Source organism: Sphingomonas sp. Leaf28, from assembly GCF_001421685.1.
GTDB lineage: Bacteria > Pseudomonadota > Alphaproteobacteria > Sphingomonadales > Sphingomonadaceae > Sphingomonas > Sphingomonas aurantiaca.
Genome location: NZ_LMKX01000010.1, coordinates 431452 through 450279, shown reverse-complemented (window position 1 = coordinate 450279; position 18828 = coordinate 431452). Strand labels below are relative to the sequence as shown.

Annotated in this window: 19 protein-coding genes; 9 read left to right on the top strand and 10 right to left on the bottom strand. The window is 67.2% G+C overall.

Features of this window, described 5'->3' with window-relative positions:
• Positions 1–49: 49 nt before the first annotated feature.
• Entirely contained in the window at positions 50–670 is a 621-nt protein-coding gene (locus ASE79_RS17555; protein ID WP_056419636.1) for a DedA family protein, read from the top strand.
• Here ASE79_RS17555 and ASE79_RS17550 read toward each other — a convergent pair.
• The 8 genes from ASE79_RS17550 to ASE79_RS17515 form a co-directional block, all read right to left on the bottom strand.
• On the bottom strand, positions 628–1467 hold the full coding sequence (locus ASE79_RS17550; protein ID WP_056419631.1) for a shikimate 5-dehydrogenase: 840 nt from the start codon (positions 1465–1467) through the stop codon (positions 628–630). The genes ASE79_RS17555 and ASE79_RS17550 overlap by 43 nt on opposite strands.
• On the bottom strand, positions 1464–1736 hold the full coding sequence (locus tag ASE79_RS17545) for a DUF1488 family protein (protein WP_056419628.1): 273 nt from the start codon (positions 1734–1736) through the stop codon (positions 1464–1466). Before ASE79_RS17545 ends, ASE79_RS17550 begins: the two co-directional genes overlap by 4 nt.
• Positions 1737–1793: 57 nt before the next feature.
• Entirely contained in the window at positions 1794–4328 is a 2535-nt protein-coding gene (gene gyrB, locus ASE79_RS17540; protein ID WP_056419799.1) for a DNA topoisomerase (ATP-hydrolyzing) subunit B, read from the bottom strand.
• A 509-nt stretch (positions 4329–4837) separates the two neighbouring features.
• On the bottom strand, positions 4838–5656 hold the full coding sequence (locus tag ASE79_RS17535) for an OmpA family protein (protein WP_056419625.1): 819 nt from the start codon (positions 5654–5656) through the stop codon (positions 4838–4840).
• 87 nt (positions 5657–5743) lie between these two features.
• A complete protein-coding gene (locus ASE79_RS17530) occupies positions 5744–6940 on the bottom strand; it encodes a DNA replication/repair protein RecF (protein WP_056419622.1) in 1197 nt (398 codons plus the stop codon).
• 97 nt (positions 6941–7037) lie between these two features.
• Positions 7038–7838 carry a Coq4 family protein gene (locus tag ASE79_RS17525; RefSeq protein WP_056419618.1) on the bottom strand — a complete coding sequence of 267 codons (801 nt, stop codon included), beginning with the start codon at positions 7836–7838 and terminating at the stop codon, positions 7038–7040.
• Between the two features lie 110 nt (positions 7839–7948).
• Complete coding sequence (dnaN, locus tag ASE79_RS17520; RefSeq protein ID WP_056017955.1) at positions 7949–9067, bottom strand: DNA polymerase III subunit beta; 1119 nt, start codon at positions 9065–9067, stop codon at positions 7949–7951.
• A gap of 132 nt (positions 9068–9199) precedes the next feature.
• Positions 9200–9853 carry an outer membrane protein gene (locus ASE79_RS17515; RefSeq protein ID WP_056419616.1) on the bottom strand — a complete coding sequence of 218 codons (654 nt, stop codon included), beginning with the start codon at positions 9851–9853 and terminating at the stop codon, positions 9200–9202.
• Between the two features lie 140 nt (positions 9854–9993).
• On the opposite strand from ASE79_RS17515, the gene ASE79_RS17510 reads away from it, so the two are divergent.
• The 4 genes from ASE79_RS17510 to ASE79_RS17495 all read left to right on the top strand — a co-directional run bounded on the left by ASE79_RS17510 (position 9994) and on the right by ASE79_RS17495 (position 13318).
• On the top strand, positions 9994–10677 hold the full coding sequence (locus tag ASE79_RS17510; protein ID WP_056419797.1) for a histidine phosphatase family protein: 684 nt from the start codon (positions 9994–9996) through the stop codon (positions 10675–10677).
• Positions 10674–11147 carry an invasion associated locus B family protein gene (locus ASE79_RS17505; RefSeq protein WP_056419614.1) on the top strand — a complete coding sequence of 158 codons (474 nt, stop codon included), beginning with the start codon at positions 10674–10676 and terminating at the stop codon, positions 11145–11147. Before ASE79_RS17510 ends, ASE79_RS17505 begins: the two co-directional genes overlap by 4 nt.
• Before the next feature lie 214 nt (positions 11148–11361).
• Positions 11362–12567, top strand: coding sequence for a 23S rRNA (adenine(2503)-C(2))-methyltransferase RlmN (gene rlmN, locus ASE79_RS17500; RefSeq protein WP_056419610.1), 1206 nt, complete (start codon positions 11362–11364; stop codon positions 12565–12567).
• Complete coding sequence (locus ASE79_RS17495) at positions 12560–13318, top strand: sulfite exporter TauE/SafE family protein (protein WP_082445406.1); 759 nt, start codon at positions 12560–12562, stop codon at positions 13316–13318. Before rlmN ends, ASE79_RS17495 begins: the two co-directional genes overlap by 8 nt.
• Positions 13319–13453: 135 nt before the next feature.
• Here ASE79_RS17495 and ASE79_RS17490 read toward each other — a convergent pair whose 3' ends face one another.
• Positions 13454–14071 (bottom strand): flavin reductase family protein, encoded by a 618-nt coding sequence (locus tag ASE79_RS17490; protein WP_056419604.1) that lies wholly within the window; start codon positions 14069–14071, stop codon positions 13454–13456.
• Positions 14072–14122: 51 nt separating this feature from the next.
• Between ASE79_RS17490 and ASE79_RS17485 the strand changes: the two genes are divergently transcribed.
• From ASE79_RS17485 to ASE79_RS17475, 3 genes are read left to right on the top strand one after another with little or no spacing between them, the layout of a single operon-like run.
• A complete protein-coding gene (locus tag ASE79_RS17485; protein ID WP_056419601.1) occupies positions 14123–14869 on the top strand; it encodes a cytochrome b/b6 domain-containing protein in 747 nt (248 codons plus the stop codon).
• Positions 14866–15627 (top strand): molybdopterin-dependent oxidoreductase, encoded by a 762-nt coding sequence (locus ASE79_RS17480; protein ID WP_056419599.1) that lies wholly within the window; start codon positions 14866–14868, stop codon positions 15625–15627. The genes ASE79_RS17485 and ASE79_RS17480 overlap by 4 nt, the downstream gene beginning before the upstream one ends.
• A gap of 50 nt (positions 15628–15677) precedes the next feature.
• Positions 15678–16904 (top strand): SAM-dependent methyltransferase, encoded by a 1227-nt coding sequence (locus ASE79_RS17475; RefSeq protein ID WP_056419596.1) that lies wholly within the window; start codon positions 15678–15680, stop codon positions 16902–16904.
• A 124-nt stretch (positions 16905–17028) separates the two neighbouring features.
• Here the strand turns inward: ASE79_RS17475 and ASE79_RS17470 are convergent, their stop codons facing one another.
• On the bottom strand, positions 17029–17421 hold the full coding sequence (locus tag ASE79_RS17470; RefSeq protein ID WP_156359743.1) for an EF-hand domain-containing protein: 393 nt from the start codon (positions 17419–17421) through the stop codon (positions 17029–17031).
• Positions 17422–17565: 144 nt separating this feature from the next.
• Here ASE79_RS17470 and ASE79_RS17465 point away from each other — a divergent pair, with 144 nt between their 5' ends.
• Positions 17566–18807 (top strand): argininosuccinate synthase, encoded by a 1242-nt coding sequence (locus ASE79_RS17465; RefSeq protein WP_234422517.1) that lies wholly within the window; start codon positions 17566–17568, stop codon positions 18805–18807.
• Positions 18808–18828: the final 21 nt, after the last annotated feature.

Below are 18828 nucleotides of genomic sequence, written 5' to 3'. Positions count from 1 at the left end.
GCGTGATCGACGGCTGGCTAAACGGTGCGCGGTCCGGCAAGGGCAAGGGATGTCGATCGAAAGCTTCATCGCCGAATACGGCCTCGCCGCGATCTTCCTTGGCGCGGCGTTCGAGGGCGAGACCAGCGTCGTCACCGGCGGGCTGCTCGCGCACCAGCATCTGTTGCCGTTATGGGGCAGCGCGGCGGCGGCGGTGACGGGGTCGTTCTTCGCGGATCAGCTCTTTTTCTTCGCCGGACGGAAGTACCGCGACACCAAGCGCGTGCGCCGGATCGCCGAGAAACCCGCCTTTGCCAAGGCGCTCGACACGCTCGACCGGCATCCGACGATCTTCATCCTCGGCTTTCGCTTCCTGTATGGGTTGCGGACGATCAGCCCGATCGCGGTCGGCACGTCGCACGTGCCCGCGCGCACCTTCGTCGTGCTCAACGCGATCTCCGCGCTTGTGTGGGGCGTGGTCTTCACGGGGATCGGCTATGTGTTCGGCGACGGGCTGATCGAGCTGGTCGGGCGGGTGATGCCGAGACAGAAGCTGGTCGGCGTTGCGATACTGGTCGGCGTCGCCGCCCTGATCATCGCCGGCTTCCGCCTGTGGCGCGGGCGTCGTGCGCGCGCCGCGGGCGAGGGTCAGGCGCGCGCGACCGCCGCTGCGTCGTCCACCTCCGACTGATCCGGCCGGACGCCGGTATAGAGCACGAACTGCTCGAGCGCCTGCAAGATCCCCACCTCGCCGCCCGAGATGATACGCTTGCCCGCGCCGCGCGCGGCGACAAGGAACGGGGTTTCGGTGGGGAGCGCGACGACGTCGAACGCGACCTCGCACCCCGCGATCAGCGGCGAGTCGAACGCGAGCGCATCGGCGTCCGCGCCCGCCATGCCGAGCGGAGTCACGTTGACGAGCATCGGCGCCCCCGCCGGATCGGGCTCCGCGGTCCAGCAATAGCCATGCGAGTCGGCGAGCGCGCGGCCCGCGGTTTCGTTGCGCGCGACGATCGTGCCGTTCGCAAAGCCGGCATCGCGCAACGCGGTCGCGACCGCCTTCGCCATCCCGCCCGATCCGCGCAGCATGAAGCGCATCGCGGGATCGACGTCGTGCGAGTCGAGCAGCATGCGGACCGCGGTGTAATCGGTGTTGAAGCCGGTCAGGACGCCGCCGTCGTTGACGATGGTGTTGACGCTGTCGATCGCGCGGGCCGAGGGGTCGAGCGCGTCGAGCATCGGGATCACCGCCTCCTTGAACGGCATCGACACCGCGCAGCCCCGGATTCCGAGCGCGCGGATGCCGCCGACAACGCCCGCCAAGTCCTTCGTCGTGAAGGCCTTGTAGACGTAATCGAGCCCGAGCAGTTCGTAGAGGCGGTTGTGGAACCGGGTCCCGAAGTTGCTCGGGCGCGCGGACAGCGACATGCACATCTGCGTGTCGCGGCCGAGCAGAGGCTTGACGCGGTTCGGTCGGCCGGGCGTCATTCGAGGTCGTTCTCGCTGATCACGACGATCTCCTGATCGGGATCACGCGCCAAGGCCACGACGCCGAGATCGGCGATCTCTTCGGCATGCTGCTTGAAGATCGCGACGGCATCGCCCTCGGGGGCGACCGTGCTCAGCGCTTCGAGCACGTCATACTGTACCGCGAACTGATAGCGCTCGTCGCTCACTTCGCCCTCGAACTCGACCTGGCGCAGGTCGCTATTGTCCTCGAGCGTCTTCAGATCGATGTCCAACCGGTCTTCGGCCATGCGTATCACTCCTAGATAGATGGCCGTTAAGCGCGGTTGGACACTCGATGTTCCGCCTCAGACGTCGAGATTGGCGACGTTCAGCGCGTTGTCCTGGATGAACTCGCGGCGCGGTTCGACGACTTCGCCCATAAGCTGCGTGAAGATCTCGTTCGCGCTCTCGGCATTGACCGCGGTGACGCGAAGCATCGAGCGGACCGACGGATCGAGCGTGGTTTCCCAGAGCTGTTCCGCGTTCATCTCGCCCAGACCCTTGTAGCGCTGGATCGCGAGACCCTTGCGCCCGGCGGTCAGGATCGCGTCGAGCAGATGGCTTGGGCGCGACACCTGTGTCGAGCCGCGCGCGGCGACGGCGGTGACCGAACCGATGACACCGGCGCCAGCCTCCGCGGCGCCGTCCTCGGCCTCGGGCTCGTCCGCCTGCGATGCCTTGCTGGCGGGAACGAGGTTCGAGGTCTGCGCATAGCTGTCGGCGTGTTCGCCCGACAGCGCGTGGAGTTTGCGCGCCTCGGCCGACACCAGGAAGCTCGCTTCGATGATGTGATGGTCGGTGACGCCGCGCCACGCACGCTGGAAATGGATGCCGCCGTCTTCGGTCAGCACCGCGGTCCAGCGCGCATCGCCGTCGTCGAGTTCGAGACGACGCGTGACGATCTCGAGCCGCGAGGTGCGATCCGCGACCGAGGCCTCCGGATCGAACACGCCGCCGAGTGCCAGCGCCTCGATCATCCCGGCATCGTAGCGCTTGGGAACGTAGCGCATCAGCGTGCGCATGCGGCGCGCGTGATCGACCAGGTCCTTGAGGTCGCGACCCGAGCGGCCGCCGCCGGGGCCGTCGAGCACCATCGTGCCGACGCCGGCATCGACCAGATATTCGTCGAGCGCCGCATCGTCCTTGAGATACACCTCCGACCGGCCCTTGGTCGCCTTATACAGCGGCGGCTGGGCGATGTAGAGATAGCCGCCCTCGATGATCTTGGGCATGTGACGGTAGAACAGCGTCAGCAACAGCGTGCGGATGTGCGCGCCGTCGACGTCTGCGTCGGTCATGATGACGATCTTGTGGTAGCGCAGCTTGTCCGCGTTGAAATCGTCGCGGATGCCGGTGCCCATCGCGGTGATGAGCGTGCCGATCTCGCGGCTCGACAACATGCGATCCTCGCGCGCGCGCTCGGTGTTGAGGATCTTGCCGCGCAGGGGGAGGATCGCCTGGAAATGGCGATCGCGGCCCTGCTTGGCCGAACCGCCTGCCGAGTCACCCTCGACCAGGAACAGCTCGGACTTGGCGGGATCGCGTTCCTGACAGTCGGCGAGCTTGCCGGGCAGCGAGGCGATGTCCATCACGCCCTTGCGACGCGTCAGTTCGCGCGCGCGCTTGGCGGCTTCGCGCGCGGCGGCGGCGTCGATGATCTTGGCGACGATCGCCTTGCCGTGCGCGGGGTTTTCCTCGAGCCATTCGGCCATCTTGTCGGCCATCAGGCTTTCCAAGGGCTGGCGGACTTCGGACGAGACGAGCTTGTCCTTGGTCTGGCTGCTGAACTTGGGATCGGGCAGCTTGACCGAGACGATCGCGGTGAGACCCTCGCGCATGTCCTCGCCGGTGAGCTGGACCTTTTCCTTCTTCAACATGCCGCTCTTCTCGGCATAGTTGTTGAGCGTGCGGGTCAGCGCGGCGCGGAACGCGGCCATGTGCGTGCCGCCGTCGCGCTGCGGGATGTTGTTCGTGAAGGCGAGGACGTTTTCGTAGTAAGAGTCGTTCCACTGGAGCGCGACGTCCATCGTGACGTCGTCGCGCGTGCCGCTGATCGCGACCGGCTCTGGCATCAACGGCACCTTGGCGCGATCGAGATACTTCACGAACGCGGCGATCCCGCCCTCGTAATAGAGCTCGACGGTCTTCATTTCCTCGTGCCGCGCGTCGGAGAGGAACAGGCGGACGCCCGAATTGAGGAAGGCGAGCTCGCGGTAGCGATGCTCGAGCTTGTCGAAGTCGAAATCGGTGATCTTGAAGGTGGCGGGCGACGGGAAGAAGGTGACTCGCGTGCCCTTCTGGCCCTCGGCCGCGTCGCCGACGATCTTGAGCGGCATCACCGCGTCGCCGAACGCGAAGCGCATGTAATGCTCCTTGCCGTCGCGCCAGATCGTCAGGTCGAGCCATTCGCTGAGCGCGTTGACGACCGAGACGCCGACGCCGTGCAGGCCGCCCGAGACCTTGTACGCGTTCTCGTCGTTGGTGTTCTCGAACTTACCGCCGGCGTGGAGCTGGGTCATGATGACCTCGGCTGCGGACACGCCTTCCTCGGTGTGGATCCCGGTCGGGATGCCGCGGCCATTGTCGGTGACGCTGACCGAACCGTCGGCGTTCAGGACGATGTCGATCCGGTCGCAATGCCCGGCAAGCGCCTCGTCGATCGCGTTGTCGCTGACCTCGAACACCATGTGGTGGAGGCCCGACCCGTCGTCGGTATCGCCGATATACATGCCGGGGCGCTTGCGCACCGCGTCGAGGCCCTTGAGGACCTTGATCGAGTCGGCGCCATAGTCGCCCTGGTTGGGCAGGTTGGGATTATTGGTTTCGGGGTTGGATGCCATGCCCAGCATATAGGCATCGGACGGCCGAAACGGAAGCGAAATGGCCTGCGCGAACAGCGGCGCGGGGGAGTGAAGTATAGGAAGTATAGACGCTGGGAGCGTTTTGCGGGGTGGGTGGACTTTGGGTGTCTGGGGTGGGGGGTGCGAGGGGGGTTGGATCGCCGTGCGGGGAGGGTGGCAGGGTGGTGGCGTGTAGGACAGGGGCTGGCTTGCTCCAGACATGGCACCACCCCGGCGGAGGCCGGGGCCCAGGTGGAAAGGTGGTCGTAACGTAGCGCCACCTTCCGTCAGCGACGTCCCCCATCTGGGCCCCGGCCTTCGCCGGGGGTGGTGTCGCTTGGGTTGGCATGTCCCTCTCCCCTTGGGGGAGAGGGAGGGAGGAGCCGTAGGCGACGGAAGAGTGAGGGGCTTTGGCGGATACGTCCCGAGCCTCACGCCCCCTCACCCTTCCCGCGGCCAAGCGGCCGCGGGCCCCTTCCCTCTCCCCCGAGGGGAGAGGGCGTTGGTTGTCAGAAGCGGTCGGCGCGCTGGCCTAGCAGCGTCACTTCGACGCGGCGGTTGAGGCGCATGCCCGCCGCGGTCGTGTTCGTCGCGACTGGCTGGCTTTCGCCATGGCCGACGACGCTGAAGCGCGCGCGGACGACGTCCATGTCGTCGAACGCCTGGCGGACGCTCGCCGCGCGGCGCTCGGACAGGTCCTGGTTGTGCGCGTCGGTGCCGCGCGAGTCGGTGAAGCCGTCGATCGCGACGCGGACGCCCGGATTGCCGCGCAGATAGCCGGCGAGCGGGCGCAGCTTCTCGATCGCGCCGGGGCGCAGCTCCGCGCTATCGGTGCGGAACAGCACGTCCTCCTGCAGCGTCAGCGTCGCGCCGCGCGGGGTCTGGCGGAAGCCGTAATTGCGCATCGCGCCGCGGTCCCACGTCGTCGTGGTCTCGACGACGGTCGTGCCGCCGCGATAGCCGCGCGGGTCGCGGCCATAGGCGTCCCAGTCGAACCGGTCGCGGCGCGGGCCGGCGATGCGCGCGAACTCGCGGTTGGCGTCGTCGGCTTCGCGGCGGTTGATCCGGCCGTCGCCGTTGGCGTCGAAATTGGGCATGACGAACGCGCGGCCGCGCGGCGTATTGCGCAGTTCGGGGAACAGGATCGGCACGCCTGCACCCTCGAGGCGATAGCCGGGGCGCGACCAGGGCGCGCGGCTCATGTCGTAGCGGCCGCCGTCGCGCGCGCCCTCGCCGACCTGCGCAATGGCGGGCGCCGTGAGGATGGGGGCGGTGGTCGCTGCGATCATCAGGACGCCGAGGGCGGCGCGCGTGAATGTCCGGGTCATTATTGTCTCTCCAGGTCGTCGATGGACGGAGCTCTAAGCGCGTCCGCTTGAACGCGCGGTGACGTCGATCGACAGCGCGCGTTCAGCCTAACGCCCGACCGCGATCCGCGTTGCCTGGCCGTCGATCGCGTCGAACAGCGCGTCCTCGGTGCCCGTCATCCACACCTGACCGCGGCCCGCAAGCCGGGCGAACAGCGCCGCGCGGCGGGCCGGATCGAGGTGCGCGGCGACCTCATCGAGGAGCAGCACGGGCGGGGTGCCGGTGCGCTCGGCGACCAGATCGGCATGCGCCAGGACGATGCCGAGGAGCAGCGCCTTCTGCTCGCCGGTCGACGCGAGCGAGGCGGCGCGCGCCTTGTCGCGATGCGTGACGATCAGGTCGACGCGGTGCGGGCCGGCGAGCGTGCGCCCGGCGGCGGCATCGCGCGCGCGTGCCTGGGCGAGATCGGCGTGCAGCCGGGTCGTGTCGCCGTTCCAGCCATCGAGCGCGAGCCCGGCGCGCGGGAACGGGCCGTCGTCCTGGTGCGCGAGCCGGGCGCCGAGCAACGCCACCGTCTCGCGTCGCGCCGCGTCGACGGCGGCGCCGTGCTCGGCCATCTGCGCCTCGAGCGCGGAGAGCCAGTCGCCATCGGGGCGGCCTTCGTCGGCGAGCAGGCGGTTGCGCGCGCGCATCGCCGCGTCGTAACGCGCGGCGTGGTGCGCGTGGGTGGGCGCGAGCGCGAGCGTGAGGCGGTCGAGAAAGCCGCGGCGCTCCCCGGCGGGCGCGACGAACAGCCGGTCCATCGCGGGGGTGAGCCACAGGATCGTGAGCCACTCGGCCAGCGCGTTCGCGGTGGTGGTGGCGCCCTGGATGCGGACGATGCGGCGCTCTGGCGCGGACGCCAGCGTGCCGGTCGCGACGTCGACCTCGGCTGCGGAGGGTGGCTGCCCCTCCCCTTCCGCTTGCGGGAGGGGTTGGGGGAGGGGCGCGTTTTCCTCGATGCCGGACGCCGGTACGTACGTCGCGCCCTCCCCTAACCCCTCCCGCAWGCGGGAGGGGGATTCCGTTTCGCGTCCGGCGAATAGCGTGGCCGCGACGCCGAAGCCGCCGGCCCCGCCCTGGCGCGCCATTTCGCCGAGTGCCGCACGCCGCAGGCCGCGGCCGGGGGCGAGCAGCGAGACCGCCTCGAGGATGTTGGTCTTGCCCGCGCCGTTCTCGCCGGTCAGCACGACGAACCCGGCGCCCGGTGCGAGCGTCAGATCGGCGTGATTGCGGAAATCGGTAAGGACGAGGCGCGAGAGCATTGCCCCCGCCTTAAAGGACTTTCGGAGCCGATTGCATCGCCCTTTTCCGTTCGCTCAGCACGAACGGGATAAGGGGCTGGTCGGGTTGACCTTCGCGTCAGGCGGCGATCTGCTGCGGCGCGACGGCCGCCGCGTTCGCGGCGCGCTGCGTGCTGAGATACGAGGCGAGTTCGGGTCCGAGTTCGCGCTGCGCGTGCAGATATGCGACCGGTGTCGCGATACCGAGCCGTGCGCGCGCGGCGTCGAGCGGCTCGTGCAGCAGCGTCAGATAGTCCTCGCCCGAAATCCACTTCGCCTTGCGGCCGTGGCGATAGCCCTCCCAGACCGCCTTGGCGAAGAGCCGGCTGCCCGTCACGCGGATGCTTTTCAGCGCCGCCGCCGAGCCGATCAGCGCCCAACCGAGCCCGCCGACCTGCGCATAGCTGAACGCGACCAGCGCGGCCTCGCCCATGCTCTCGTCCGCCTTGTAGCCGGTCAGCACGTGCCAGATGTCATGCGTGTCGCGCACCCGCCGGCCGAACCAGGCATAGGGGTGCGCCAGATCGTCCTCGCTCGGCACGAGGCGCGAGACCTCGACCAGGCCATCGGCGGAATAGCCCGTCGTCTCGAGGAAGTCGCGATACGCCGCACCGACCGTTCCGGGCGCGAAGCTTGCGACGAACGCCGGATCGGAAAAGCGCCGCGCCAGTTCGACCTGGTCATAGGCGATCCGCCCGCCCTGTTCGGTGGCGATCAGCCGGGCATAGTTCATCGGCGCGTTGCCGACGTTCAGCGCACGCATGATCCGGAACACCTGGGTCGTGTCGTCACCGTTCGCGAGCAGTTTCTTGATCGCGTCGAACGCCGTCGGCCAATCGCGACGACCCGGCGTACCGGGAAAGGGAGGAAGCTTCGCCATCGAATCGACTCCTTACTGACATTATTGTTAGTATCAGATCCGGCGCTGCGTTCAAACGAAAAAGGCCACCCCGAAGGATGGCCTCTCGATCGATCGTCAGGGCGTGACGGTCAGACGCGCATCGGCATCAGCACGTAGAGCGCGGGCGACTTGTCGTTTTCGCGGATGAGCGTCGGCGCGGCGGCGTCGGCGAGGTGGACTTCGACCATGTCGCCGTCGATCTGCGCGAGGATGTCCATCAGATAGCGGCTGTTGAAGCCGATCTCGAACGGGAGCGCGACGTAATCGCCGGGGACTTCCTCGGCGGCGGTGCCGTTTTCGGGCGAGGTCACCGACAGCGTGATCTTGTCGCGGTCGAGCGCCATCTTCACCGCGCGCGTCTTCTCGGTCGCGATCGTGGAGACGCGGTCGACGCCTTCCATGAAGCTCTTGGGATCGATCTTGAGGATCTTGTCGTTGCCGGTCGGGATCACGCGGCTGTAATCGGGGAAGGTGCCGTCGATCAGCTTCGAGGTCAGGATCGCCTGGCCGAGGTCGAAGCGGATCTTGGTCGGCGACAGCGACACGCCGACCGAGCCGTCGACCTCGTCGAGCAGTTTGCGGAGTTCACCGATGCATTTGCGCGGGACGATCACGTCGGGCATCGATTCGGCACCCTCGGGCCGCGGCAGCGTCACGCGCGCGAGGCGGTGGCCGTCGGTCGCGGCGGCCTTGAGCACGGGGTTCGAGCTGTCACCGTCCGCCACGTGGAGGAAGATGCCGTTGAGATAATAGCGCGTCTCTTCGGTCGAGATCGCGAAGCGCGTCTTGTCGATGATCTGCTTCAAGGTCTCGGCGGGCAGTTCGAACTGCGTCGGCAGCTCGCCTTCGGCGATCACCGGGAAATCGTCGCGCGGCAGCGTGCCGAGCGAGAAGCGTGCGCGGCCCGCGACGATGCTCATCCGGCCTTCCGACGCGGCGAGCTGGACCTGGCTGCCCTCGGGCAGTTTGCGCGCGATGTCGAACAGCGTGTGCGCGGACACGGTGGTCGCGCCGGGCTGATCGACCGCGGCGGCGATCGATTCGTTGATCTGGAGATCCAGATCGGTCGCCATCAGCTTGAGCGTACCCTCGGCAGTCGCCTCGATCAGCACGTTCGACAGGATGGGGATGGTGTTGCGCCGCTCCACCACGGACTGGACATGGCTCAGCCCCTTGAGGAGCGTTGCGCGTTCGATCGTCGCCTTCATCAAAATTCCCCCGGCCTCCACAGCCGGACTCGGGGCTGGGGGCAATCCGCAGATGGCTTACCCAACAACAAAGGGTCGGAGCAAGCGCCCCGACCCTTCTTTGATCACGGTAAACGTCGCGTTAAAACGCGATCAGAAGCGGAAGCCGTAGCTTGCGACGACCTGGTGACGGTCCGTGTCGACGTCGAACCGCTGGCTCGTGCCGCCGGTCGCATAGTCGATGTTGCCGCGCTCATAGTTCGAATAGCGATATTCGAGCTTGGCATAGCTGTTCGGGCCGACCGCATGCTCAGCGCCCGCGCCGACGCGCCAGCCGTCGAGCTTGAAGTTGGTGTCGGTGGTCTGGCTGGTATCGCCGGCGAGCACTTCGAGCTTCGAGTTGGTGTAGCCGCCCTTGACGTAGAGCATCGTCGCCGGTGCGACGACATAGCCGGCACGCGCGCCGACATAGATGTCGCGGCCCTGCTTGACGCGGCCATAGCCGAAGTCGCTGGTATAGTCGTTGCGGTCGCTCTTGGCGGTCGAGCCGGTCAGTTCGGCCTCGGCGCCGAGCACGATGTTGCTCGAGGTCGCGATGTCGTAGCCGATGCCGCCGCCGTACAGCAGGCCGTCGATCTTCTGGTCGTCGCGCCCGTTATTGTTGGACACGCTGCTGCCGGCGCCGGTGTGGTCGTAGCCGAGCGTGCCCTCAATGCGGGGGCCGGTGAAGGTCGGGTTGGTCTGGGCGAGCGCGGGGGCTGCGACCGCGGTGGTGGCGAGCAGCGAGGCGGCGATAAGCTTACGCATTGGGATACTCCATTGTCTCTTCGTCATCCCCGAACGCGGGATGGACAGCCCCAATGGACCAGTCCTCGGCGCGTTGCATGAACCCCAGATAAACACGGAAATCCGTTGCTTTTGCGCCACAGGGGGTTGAAATGCCGGCCATGATTCCAAGCCATCGGCAGGGTGAACCGGACGCCCGCTCAAGCGATACGCCGGCCTCACGCAAGGGGCGCGATTTCGTCGCGCGGCACGGCGAAACCGTGTTCAACGCCGCGCACCGGTTGCAGGGCGATGCCGCGCATACGCCGTTGACGCGCGCGGGATTCGCGCAAGCGGACGAGCTTGGCCGCGCGCTTCGGGCGCTGCTCGGGGTGAAGCCTGCGCTGACCCTGTGGGCGTCGCCGACCGGGCGCGCGTTGCAGACCTTGGCGGTGATCTGCGAGCATCTGGAACTCGATTGGCATGGCGCGCGGACCGATGCGCGGCTGGTCGAGATCGACATGGGGTCCTGGGGCGGGCGCTATTATGCGGACGTGGTCGACGAGGTCGGGCCGGTGATGCTGCCGGGCGGGCTGCTGAAGACCGCGCCCGACGGCGAGACCTATCCGCAGATCGCGGCGCGCGTCGGCGGCTGGCTGGCGGAGACCGCGGCGGATCCGGGCGACCGGCTGGTGATCATGCACGGGATCTCGAGCCGGGTGATGCTGGGTGTGATGACTGGCGCCGCGGTCGATCCTACGCTTGGGGCCCCGATCGCGCCGGGGTTGCCGCAGGGGTCGGTGACGCTGGTCGAGGCCGGGCGCGCGACCGTGCCGCATCTCGGCACCGGCTTCGCGCCGGCGTGAGACTGGCGGCGCTGCTGATCCTCGCGGTCGCCGTTCCGGCATCGGGGCGCGACACGATCGGCATCTACAAAGGTTGGGGCGCGTTTCGCGATGCCGTGCCGGCGCGCTGTTACGCGATAGCAAAGCCGGTGATGGCGGGGGGGCGGTCGAGCGGGTTCGCCAGCATCGCGACCTGGCCCCAGCGCGGGCTGCGTGCGTCGCTCCACATCCGCCTCAGTCGCGAACGCGATCGGTCGGCGGGCGTGACGCTGACGGTGGGTGAACGCCGATTCGCGCTGGTCGCGAGCGGGCTGGATGCGTGGGCGAGCGATGGCCCCAGCGACCGCGCGATCGTCGCGGCGTTGCGATCGGGGCGCAGCATGAGCGTCGAGGCGGTCGGCGTCGGCGGGCGGCCGTTCGCGGATGTGTATGCGCTGTCCGGGGCGGCGACGGCGATCGATGCGGCGGTGCTGGCGTGTAGCGGGGGGTAGCAGCCCCCTTCCACCACCCCGGCGGAGGCCGGGGCCCAATTGGGGGACGTGCGTGATGACGCTCCCCGCATCGTTACCACCACCTTCCCAATTGGGCCCCGGCCTTCGCCGGGGGGGTGCTGATGTCGGGGGGCGTTCTGCATTACATCGTCGCCCAACGCCCTTCTTCCGCAGCCTGTAGAAAAATCGGGAAATTTCCGCTAAGCGCCGCCGCATGCAGACCGCCGCGAACCTCATGCCCATCCCCGGGCACATCGATCCCGTGCCCGTTCCCCGCAGCTTCGTGCCGCGCAGCGATGGGCGTATCGACCTGCTCGGGCTGTCGCTCGCCGATCTGCGGATGGCGCTGGAGACGTCGCAGCTCGAGGAAAAGCAGGCCAAGCTACGCGCGAAGCAGCTGTGGCACTGGATCTACAATCGCGGTGCGACCGAGTTCTCGGCGATGACCGACATCTCGAAGACGATGCACCCGTGGCTCGAGCAGCGCTTCGTGATCAGCCGGCCCAACGTGGTCGAGGCGCAGGTGTCGACCGACGGCACGCGCAAGTGGCTGCTGCGGTCGGACGACGCGCAGGATTACGAGATGGTGTTCATCCCCGATGCGGATCGCGGGACTTTGTGCGTGTCGAGCCAGGTCGGCTGCACGCTCAACTGCACCTTCTGCCACACCGGCACGATGCGGCTAGTGCGCAACCTGACCCCCGCCGAGATCGTCGGCCAGGTCATGCTCGCGCGCGATTCGCTGGGCGAATGGCCGAGCCAGCCCGAGGGGCGGATGCTCACCAACATCGTGATGATGGGGATGGGCGAGCCGCTGTATAATTTCGAGAATGTCCGCGATGCGCTGAAGCTGGTGATGGACGGTGCGGGGCTCGCGCTGTCGCGGCGCCGGATCACGCTGTCGACCAGCGGCGTGGTGCCAATGATGGCGCGCGCGGGCGCGGAGATCGGGGTGAACCTCGCGGTGTCGCTGCACGCGGTGACCAAGGAGGTGCGCGACGAGATCGTGCCGCTCAACCGGAAATACGGCATTGAGGAATTGCTGCAGGCGTGCGCGGATTATCCCGGCACCAACAATGCACGCCGCATTACGTTCGAATATGTCATGCTGAAGGACAAGAATGATTCGGACGCCGATGCGCACGAACTCGTCCGGCTGCTGCGCAAATACGAGCTGCCCGCAAAGGTGAACCTGATCCCGTTCAACCCGTGGCCGGGTGCCGTCTATGAATGCTCGACGCCCGAGCGGATCAAGTCGTTTTCGAGCATCGTGTTCGCGGCCGGCATTTCGGCGCCGGTGCGCACCCCGCGCGGGCGCGATATCGATGCAGCATGTGGCCAGCTGAAGACCGCGTCGGAGAAGAAGAGCCGCGCGCAGCTCGATCGCGAGGCCGCTGCCGAGTCCGACGCTTTTGCTTGAGTGGAGTGGGGTTGCGCTGGCGGCAGGGGCTGGGGTTCTCGGCGGGGCGATGAACGCGCTCGCCGGGGGTGGTAGCTTCGCGACGATGCCCGCGCTGATCGGGCTCGGCGTGCCGTCGACCTTTGCCAACGCGACGAGCAACGTCTCGCTCCAGCCCGGTGCGATGGCGAGCGCGTGGACGTATCGGCATGGGCTGGAGCCGGTGTCGGGCGTCGGGATGCGGACGATGGCGGGGATCACCTTCGTCGGCGGGCTCATCGGCAGCCTGTTGCTCGTCGCGACGTCGGCGCGCGCGTTCGACCTGATCGTGCCGTGGCTGCTGCTGTTCGCGACGCTGGCGATCGCGTTCGGGACACAGGCATCCTTGTGGCTGCGGTCGCGGGTCGAGATCGGGCCGAAATCGCTTGTCGCGGTGCAGGCGATGCTGGGGGTGTATGGCGGCTATTTCGGGGGTGGGGTCGGGCTGATGCTGACCGCGGCCTGGGGATTGCTGTCGGGAGCGACGCCCGCCCGACTCGCGGCACCGCGGACGCTGATGCTCGCGGTCGCCAATCTGGCGGCGACGATCATCTTCATCGCCACCGGTATGGTGTATTGGGCGATGTGCGTGCCGATGCTGCTTGGCGGGATCGTCGGCGGGCATTTCGGCGCGAAGCTCGGGCTGGTGATGTCGGCCAGGGTCATTCGCGTGTGGACGCTGCTGGTGACGATCGCGACGACGATCGTGTTCTTCTGGCGCGCGTACGGTTGACACGCTTGGCCCCTCTGGCTCGTCACCCCAGCGGAAGCTGGGGTCTCATGCGGCGAGGGGTGCGCTTCGTTACCGGGAGATCCCAGCTTTCGCTGGGATGACGGCGTGGGGGTTGGGCGCGGCCGCCAATGCGGCTCAGCCTGGGCGGCGCATCTTGAACAGCGCGTCCTCGGTGATCGTGAAGTAATCCGCGGGGCCGCCGCCGCGCAGGATCGGGTTTGCGCGGGCGGTCTGGTAGACGCCGTCCTCGAGCATCGCGGGGTCGATGTGGATCGCGACCGCCTCGCCGAGCACCAGCCACTGGTCGAGTTCGCGGCCTTCCTTGGTTTCCAGGCGGATCAGCTGGGTGAGCTTGCACTCGAACTGCGCGCGCGATGCGGCGACTCGGGGCGGCTTGACCTTGGTCGACGCGGCCATCTCCAGCTTGGCGAGCGCGAATTCGTCGACATCAGCCGCGACGTTGGCGGCGGTCGTGTTCATCGCCTCCGCGAGGTCGCGCGAGACCAGGTTCCAGACGAACTCGCCGGTCGACTCGATATTGGCGACGCTGTCCTTCCAGCCCATCGACGAGAAGCCGATCAGCGGCGGGGAATAGTTGAACAGGTTGAAGAAACTATACGGCGCGAGGTTCGCGACGCCGTCCGCCGACATCGTGCTGACCCAGCCGATCGGCCGCGGCGCGACGATCGCGTTGAGGGGATCATGCGGCAGGCGATGGCCGTTTGCGGGTTCGTAAGAATGCCATTCGGTCATGTACTTAATCCTGCTATATCGCCGTTCGACTGCCTATAGCGAAGGTCGAGCATGAACGATCCCACTGCCCCCATGATCATCAAGCGCCACCGGATGGCGACACGCGTCTGGCACTGGGTGACGGTGGTGACGATGTTCATCATGATCGGCAGCGGTATCGGCATCCTGAAGGCGCATCCGCGGCTCTATTGGGGCGCGTATGGCGCGAATTTCGATAGCGCGTGGACGACGCTCGACCAGTGGCCGAGCTGGCTGGTGACGCTGCTCAACCTGCTGACGATCCCGGCAAGCTACAACCTGGCGATTTCGCGGCGCTGGCATTTGTTGTTCGCGCTGGTGCTCGCGTTCGCGCTGCTCGGGTTCATGATCGTGAGCCTGATCAACAAGCATTTCCAGCGCGACCTGCGCGTGCGTGCGGCCGAGCTGTCGCCGCGCGAGGTGGCGCATGACGTGAAGGAGCATCTCGCGTTCCGCTTTCACGATCCGAAGCGGCCGGGGGCGTACAATATCCTGCAGAAGCTGTCGTACGTCGTGACGATCTTCGTGCTGATCCCGGTGATGATCCTGACCGGGCTGACGATGTCGCCGGGGATGGACGCGGCGTGGCCGTGGCTGCTGGACGTGTTCGGCGGGCGGCAGTCGGCGCGCTCGATCCACTTCATCGCCGCGACGGGCCTCGTGCTGTTCATCATCGTCCATCTGGCGTTGGTGATCCTGGCAGGCGCCTGGAACGAGCTGCGGTCGATGATCACAGGGCGTTGGCATGTTCCCCCCCACGCGCCGGAGGACGCAGCATGAGCTCGATCATAACCCGGCGCACGCTCGTCACCGGCGCCGCGGTCGGCGCGGGCGTGTTGCTGACCGGGTGCGACAAGATCGCCGCGAACCCCGAGGCGCGGAAGATCCTGTTCATGGGCGAGGACATGAACCGCGGGCTGCAACGCGCGCTGACCAACCGCAATGCGCTGGTGCCCGAGTTCAGCCCTGCGCAGATGTCGCCGATCTTCCGGTCGAACGGCACGCGCGATCCGGGGACGCCGGATTATACCGCGATGGTCGCGAACAATTTCGCGGACTATCGGCTGCAGGTCGGCGGGCTGGTCGGTCGGCCGCTGTCGGTCACGTTGCCGCAGCTGCGCCAGATGCCGTCGCGCGCGCAAATCACGCGGCACGACTGCGTCGAGGGCTGGTCGGCGATCGGCAAATGGCAGGGGCCGAAGCTCGGGGCGCTGTTGAACGCCGCGCAGATCCGCGACTCGGCGCGCTACGTCGTGTTCACCTGCGCCGACCTGTACGGCGGCACGCCTTATTACGAGTCGGTCGATCTGGTCGACGCGTTCCATCCGCAGACGATCCTGGCCTGGGCGCTCAACGACCAGGTGCTCGACGTCGCGCACGGCGCGCCCGTCCGGCTGCGCGTCGAGCGGCAGCTCGGCTACAAGCACGCCAAATATGTGATGCGGATCGACGCGGTCGACAGCCTTGCGGGGATCGGCAAGGGCAAGGGCGGCTATTGGGAAGATAACGTCGATTATGATTGGTATGCGGGGATCTGACCCCCTGCGGGGGGTGGCGCACTTCCGTACCAGTCGTTAGCTAACGCGGCATGGCTCTTTTCGATCGTTTCCTGGCCCGGCAGGTTAAAACCGGCGAACTCACCCTGATCCACGCCGACGGCACCACCAAGCAGTTCGGCAAGCCCGACCCGGCCTATAATCCGGTCACGATCCGCCTGACCAAGCCGGGTGTCGCCGGCGCGATCATCCGTCACCCCGCGCTCGGCGCGGCGGAGGCGTTCATGGATGGGCGACTCGTGATCGAGCGCGGCGACATTCGCGACCTGGTCAACCTGCTCAAGGGCAACAGCCCGTGGGAGCGCGGCGGCGGGCTCAATCCGTCGTTGCCGATCAAGCTGCTCGACAAGGTCGTCCACCGCGTCGACCGGGTGAACATGGCGCGCCGGTCGAAGAAGAACGTGGCGCATCACTACGACCTGTCGGACCGGCTGTACGACCTGTTCCTCGACGCGGACCGGCAATATTCGTGCGCGTATTTTACCGACGCGGGCAACAGTCTGGAGCAGGCGCAGAACGACAAGAAGGCGCATATCGCGGCCAAGCTTGCGATCCAGCCGGGCATGCGCGTGCTCGATATCGGCTGCGGCTGGGGCGGGATGGCGCTGTACCTGCACGCCAAGACCGGTGCCGAGGTACTGGGCGTGACGCTGAGCGAGGAGCAGCTGAAGGTTGCGCGGCGGCGGGCCGAGGAAGCGGGCGTTGCCGACAAGGTAAAGTTCGAACTGATCGATTACCGCGCGCTGACGGGGACGTTCGACCGGATCGTGTCGGTGGGCATGTTCGAGCATGTCGGCCCGCCGCAGTACAAGACGTTCTTCCGCAAGTGTCGCGACCTGCTGACCGAGGACGGCGTGATGCTGCTCCACACGATCGGCCGGATGGGTGGCCCTGGCGTCACCGACACGTTCACGACGAAGTATATCTTCCCGGGCGGCTACAACCCTGCGCTGTCGGAGATCGTGCGCGGCTATGAGGGGCTGCGGATGTTCCCGACCGATATCGAGGTGCTGCGCGTGCATTACGCGCTGACGATCGACCTCTGGTACGACCGGACGGTGGCAGCGAAGGATGCGATCGTCGCACTGTACGACGAGCGATTCTACCGGATGTGGACCTTCTACCTCGCGGGCGCCGCGGCGGCGTTCCGGACCGGGGGGATGGTCAATTACCAGATCCAGCTGTCGAAGAGCCGGATGACGCTGCCGCTGACGCGCGATTACATGATCGAGGGCGAGCGGGCGTTGCGCGAGGGGTAAGCGCGCCTCTCGTGTCATTCCCGCGGAGGCGGGAACCCAGACTGGCAGACCTTGGCGATGGAGCCGCGATGATCAGCCAGTCTGGATCCCCGCCTGCGCGGGGATGACGGTAGAGGGGCGGGACTCAGCGCGGGCCCTGCACTTCGGCCTTCGCCGCGGCGCGCTCGTCGCCGCCGATCTTGCCGTCCTTGTTGGCGTCGTATTTGGCGAAGGTCGCGGCCAGCAGCGCCTGGGCTTCGGCCTGCGTGACCTTGCCGTCCTTGTTCTTGTCCGCGCTCGTGAACCACAGGTCCGCCAGGCGCTTGGCGTGGACCGGATCGGGACGGCCCTGCCCGCCGACCTTCATGTTGCCGATCCGCGCCTGGACCTCGGCGCGGGTCAGGACGCCGTCCTTGTTGGTATCCGACGCGGCGAATTCGGCCTTGAACTTGGCCGAGGCGGACGCGCGGGTTTCCTGCGCGAGCACCGGGCCTGCAAGCCCTGCGAGAACGAGAACGGTAAGCGTTTGGCGTAGCACGGTGGGTAAACTCCAGAGATTTGCGGCGCGGATAGACCGGTTTGGTTGTACGCGCCATGAATGCAGGAGGCGCGGGGCGGTTGCATGGCGGCGCCCCAGCGCATAGGGGCGCGGGCATTGGATATTGCCTGAAGGACCCTGCCCGTGACCGATCCGATCAACCCCGCCGGCAGCGCCGGAATCAATCGCGTCGTGCTCGCCTATTCCGGTGGCCTGGACACGAGCGTGATCCTGAAATGGCTCCAGCAGACCTATAACTGCGAAGTCGTCACCTTCACCGCCGATCTGGGCCAGGGCGAAGAGCTCGAGCCCGCGCGCGCCAAGGCCGAGATGATGGGCGTGAAGCCCGAGCACATCTTCGTCGACGATCTGCGCGAGGAATTCGCGCGCGACTATGTCTTCCCGATGATGCGTTCGAACGCGCTGTACGAGGGGCTGTATCTGCTCGGCACGTCGATCGCGCGGCCGCTGATCGCCAAGCGCCAGATCGAGATCGCCAAGATGGTCGGCGCCGACGCGGTCAGCCACGGCGCGACCGGCAAGGGCAACGACCAGGTCCGCTTCGAGCTCGGCTATTACGCGCTGTCGCCCGACATCAAGGTGATCGCACCGTGGCGCGAATGGGACCTGACCAGCCGCACCAAGCTCATCGAGTTCGCCGAGCAGCACCAGATCCCGGTTTCGAAGGACAAGCGCGGCGAGTCGCCCTTCTCGACCGACGCGAACATGCTGCACACCTCGTCCGAGGGTAAGGTTCTCGAAGATCCATGGGACGAGGTCCCCGACTATGTCTATTCGCGCACGGTGAACCCCGAGGACGCGCCCGACGTGCCCGAGTATATCACGATCGATTTCGAGCGCGGCGACGGCGTGGCGATCAACGGCGAGGGGATGAGCCCGGCGACGTTGCTCGAGACGCTCAACGGCTATGGCCGCCGTCACGGCATCGGCCGTCTCGACCTGGTCGAGAACCGCTTCGTCGGCATGAAGAGCCGCGGCATGTACGAGACGCCGGGCGGCACGATCTATCACCTCGCGCATCGCGGCATCGAGCAGCTGACGCTCGATCGGGGTGCGGCGCATCTGAAGGACGAGCTGGCGCCGCGTTATGCCGAGCTGCTGTACAACGGCTTCTGGTTCTCGCCGGAGCGCGAGATGCTGCAGGCGGCGATCGATCACAGCCAGGAGAAGGTCTCGGGCACCGTCCGCCTGAAGCTGTACAAGGGCGGCGTGTACGTGGTCGGGCGCAAGTCGCCCAACTCGCTGTATTCGGAGAAGGTCGTGACGTTCGAGGACGACCAGGGCGCGTACGACCAGCGCGACGCGGCGGGCTTCATCAAGCTGAACGCGCTGCGGTTGCGGTTGCTGGGGCGGCGCGACCGGTAATCGGATCCGTACAAGCGACCG

What these genes read in the sequence shown, in the direction of transcription:
- ASE79_RS17555 (WP_056419636.1), top strand. Translation starts at nt 50, where the DNA reads ATGTCGATCGAAAGCTTCATCGCCGAATACGGCCTCGCCGCGATCTTC.
- ASE79_RS17550 (WP_056419631.1), bottom strand. Translation starts at nt 1,467, where the DNA reads ATGACGCCCGGCCGACCGAACCGCGTCAAGCCTCTGCTCGGCCGCGAC.
- ASE79_RS17545 (WP_056419628.1), bottom strand. Translation starts at nt 1,736, where the DNA reads ATGGCCGAAGACCGGTTGGACATCGATCTGAAGACGCTCGAGGACAAT.
- gyrB (WP_056419799.1), bottom strand. Translation starts at nt 4,328, where the DNA reads ATGGCATCCAACCCCGAAACCAATAATCCCAACCTGCCCAACCAGGGC.
- ASE79_RS17535 (WP_056419625.1), bottom strand. Translation starts at nt 5,656, where the DNA reads ATGACCCGGACATTCACGCGCGCCGCCCTCGGCGTCCTGATGATCGCA.
- ASE79_RS17525 (WP_056419618.1), bottom strand. Translation starts at nt 7,838, where the DNA reads ATGGCGAAGCTTCCTCCCTTTCCCGGTACGCCGGGTCGTCGCGATTGG.
- dnaN (WP_056017955.1), bottom strand. Translation starts at nt 9,067, where the DNA reads ATGAAGGCGACGATCGAACGCGCAACGCTCCTCAAGGGGCTGAGCCAT.
- ASE79_RS17515 (WP_056419616.1), bottom strand. Translation starts at nt 9,853, where the DNA reads ATGCGTAAGCTTATCGCCGCCTCGCTGCTCGCCACCACCGCGGTCGCA.
- ASE79_RS17510 (WP_056419797.1), top strand. Translation starts at nt 9,994, where the DNA reads ATGATTCCAAGCCATCGGCAGGGTGAACCGGACGCCCGCTCAAGCGAT.
- rlmN (WP_056419610.1), top strand. Translation starts at nt 11,362, where the DNA reads ATGCAGACCGCCGCGAACCTCATGCCCATCCCCGGGCACATCGATCCC.
- ASE79_RS17490 (WP_056419604.1), bottom strand. Translation starts at nt 14,071, where the DNA reads ATGACCGAATGGCATTCTTACGAACCCGCAAACGGCCATCGCCTGCCG.
- ASE79_RS17485 (WP_056419601.1), top strand. Translation starts at nt 14,123, where the DNA reads ATGAACGATCCCACTGCCCCCATGATCATCAAGCGCCACCGGATGGCG.
- ASE79_RS17480 (WP_056419599.1), top strand. Translation starts at nt 14,866, where the DNA reads ATGAGCTCGATCATAACCCGGCGCACGCTCGTCACCGGCGCCGCGGTC.
- ASE79_RS17475 (WP_056419596.1), top strand. Translation starts at nt 15,678, where the DNA reads ATGGCTCTTTTCGATCGTTTCCTGGCCCGGCAGGTTAAAACCGGCGAA.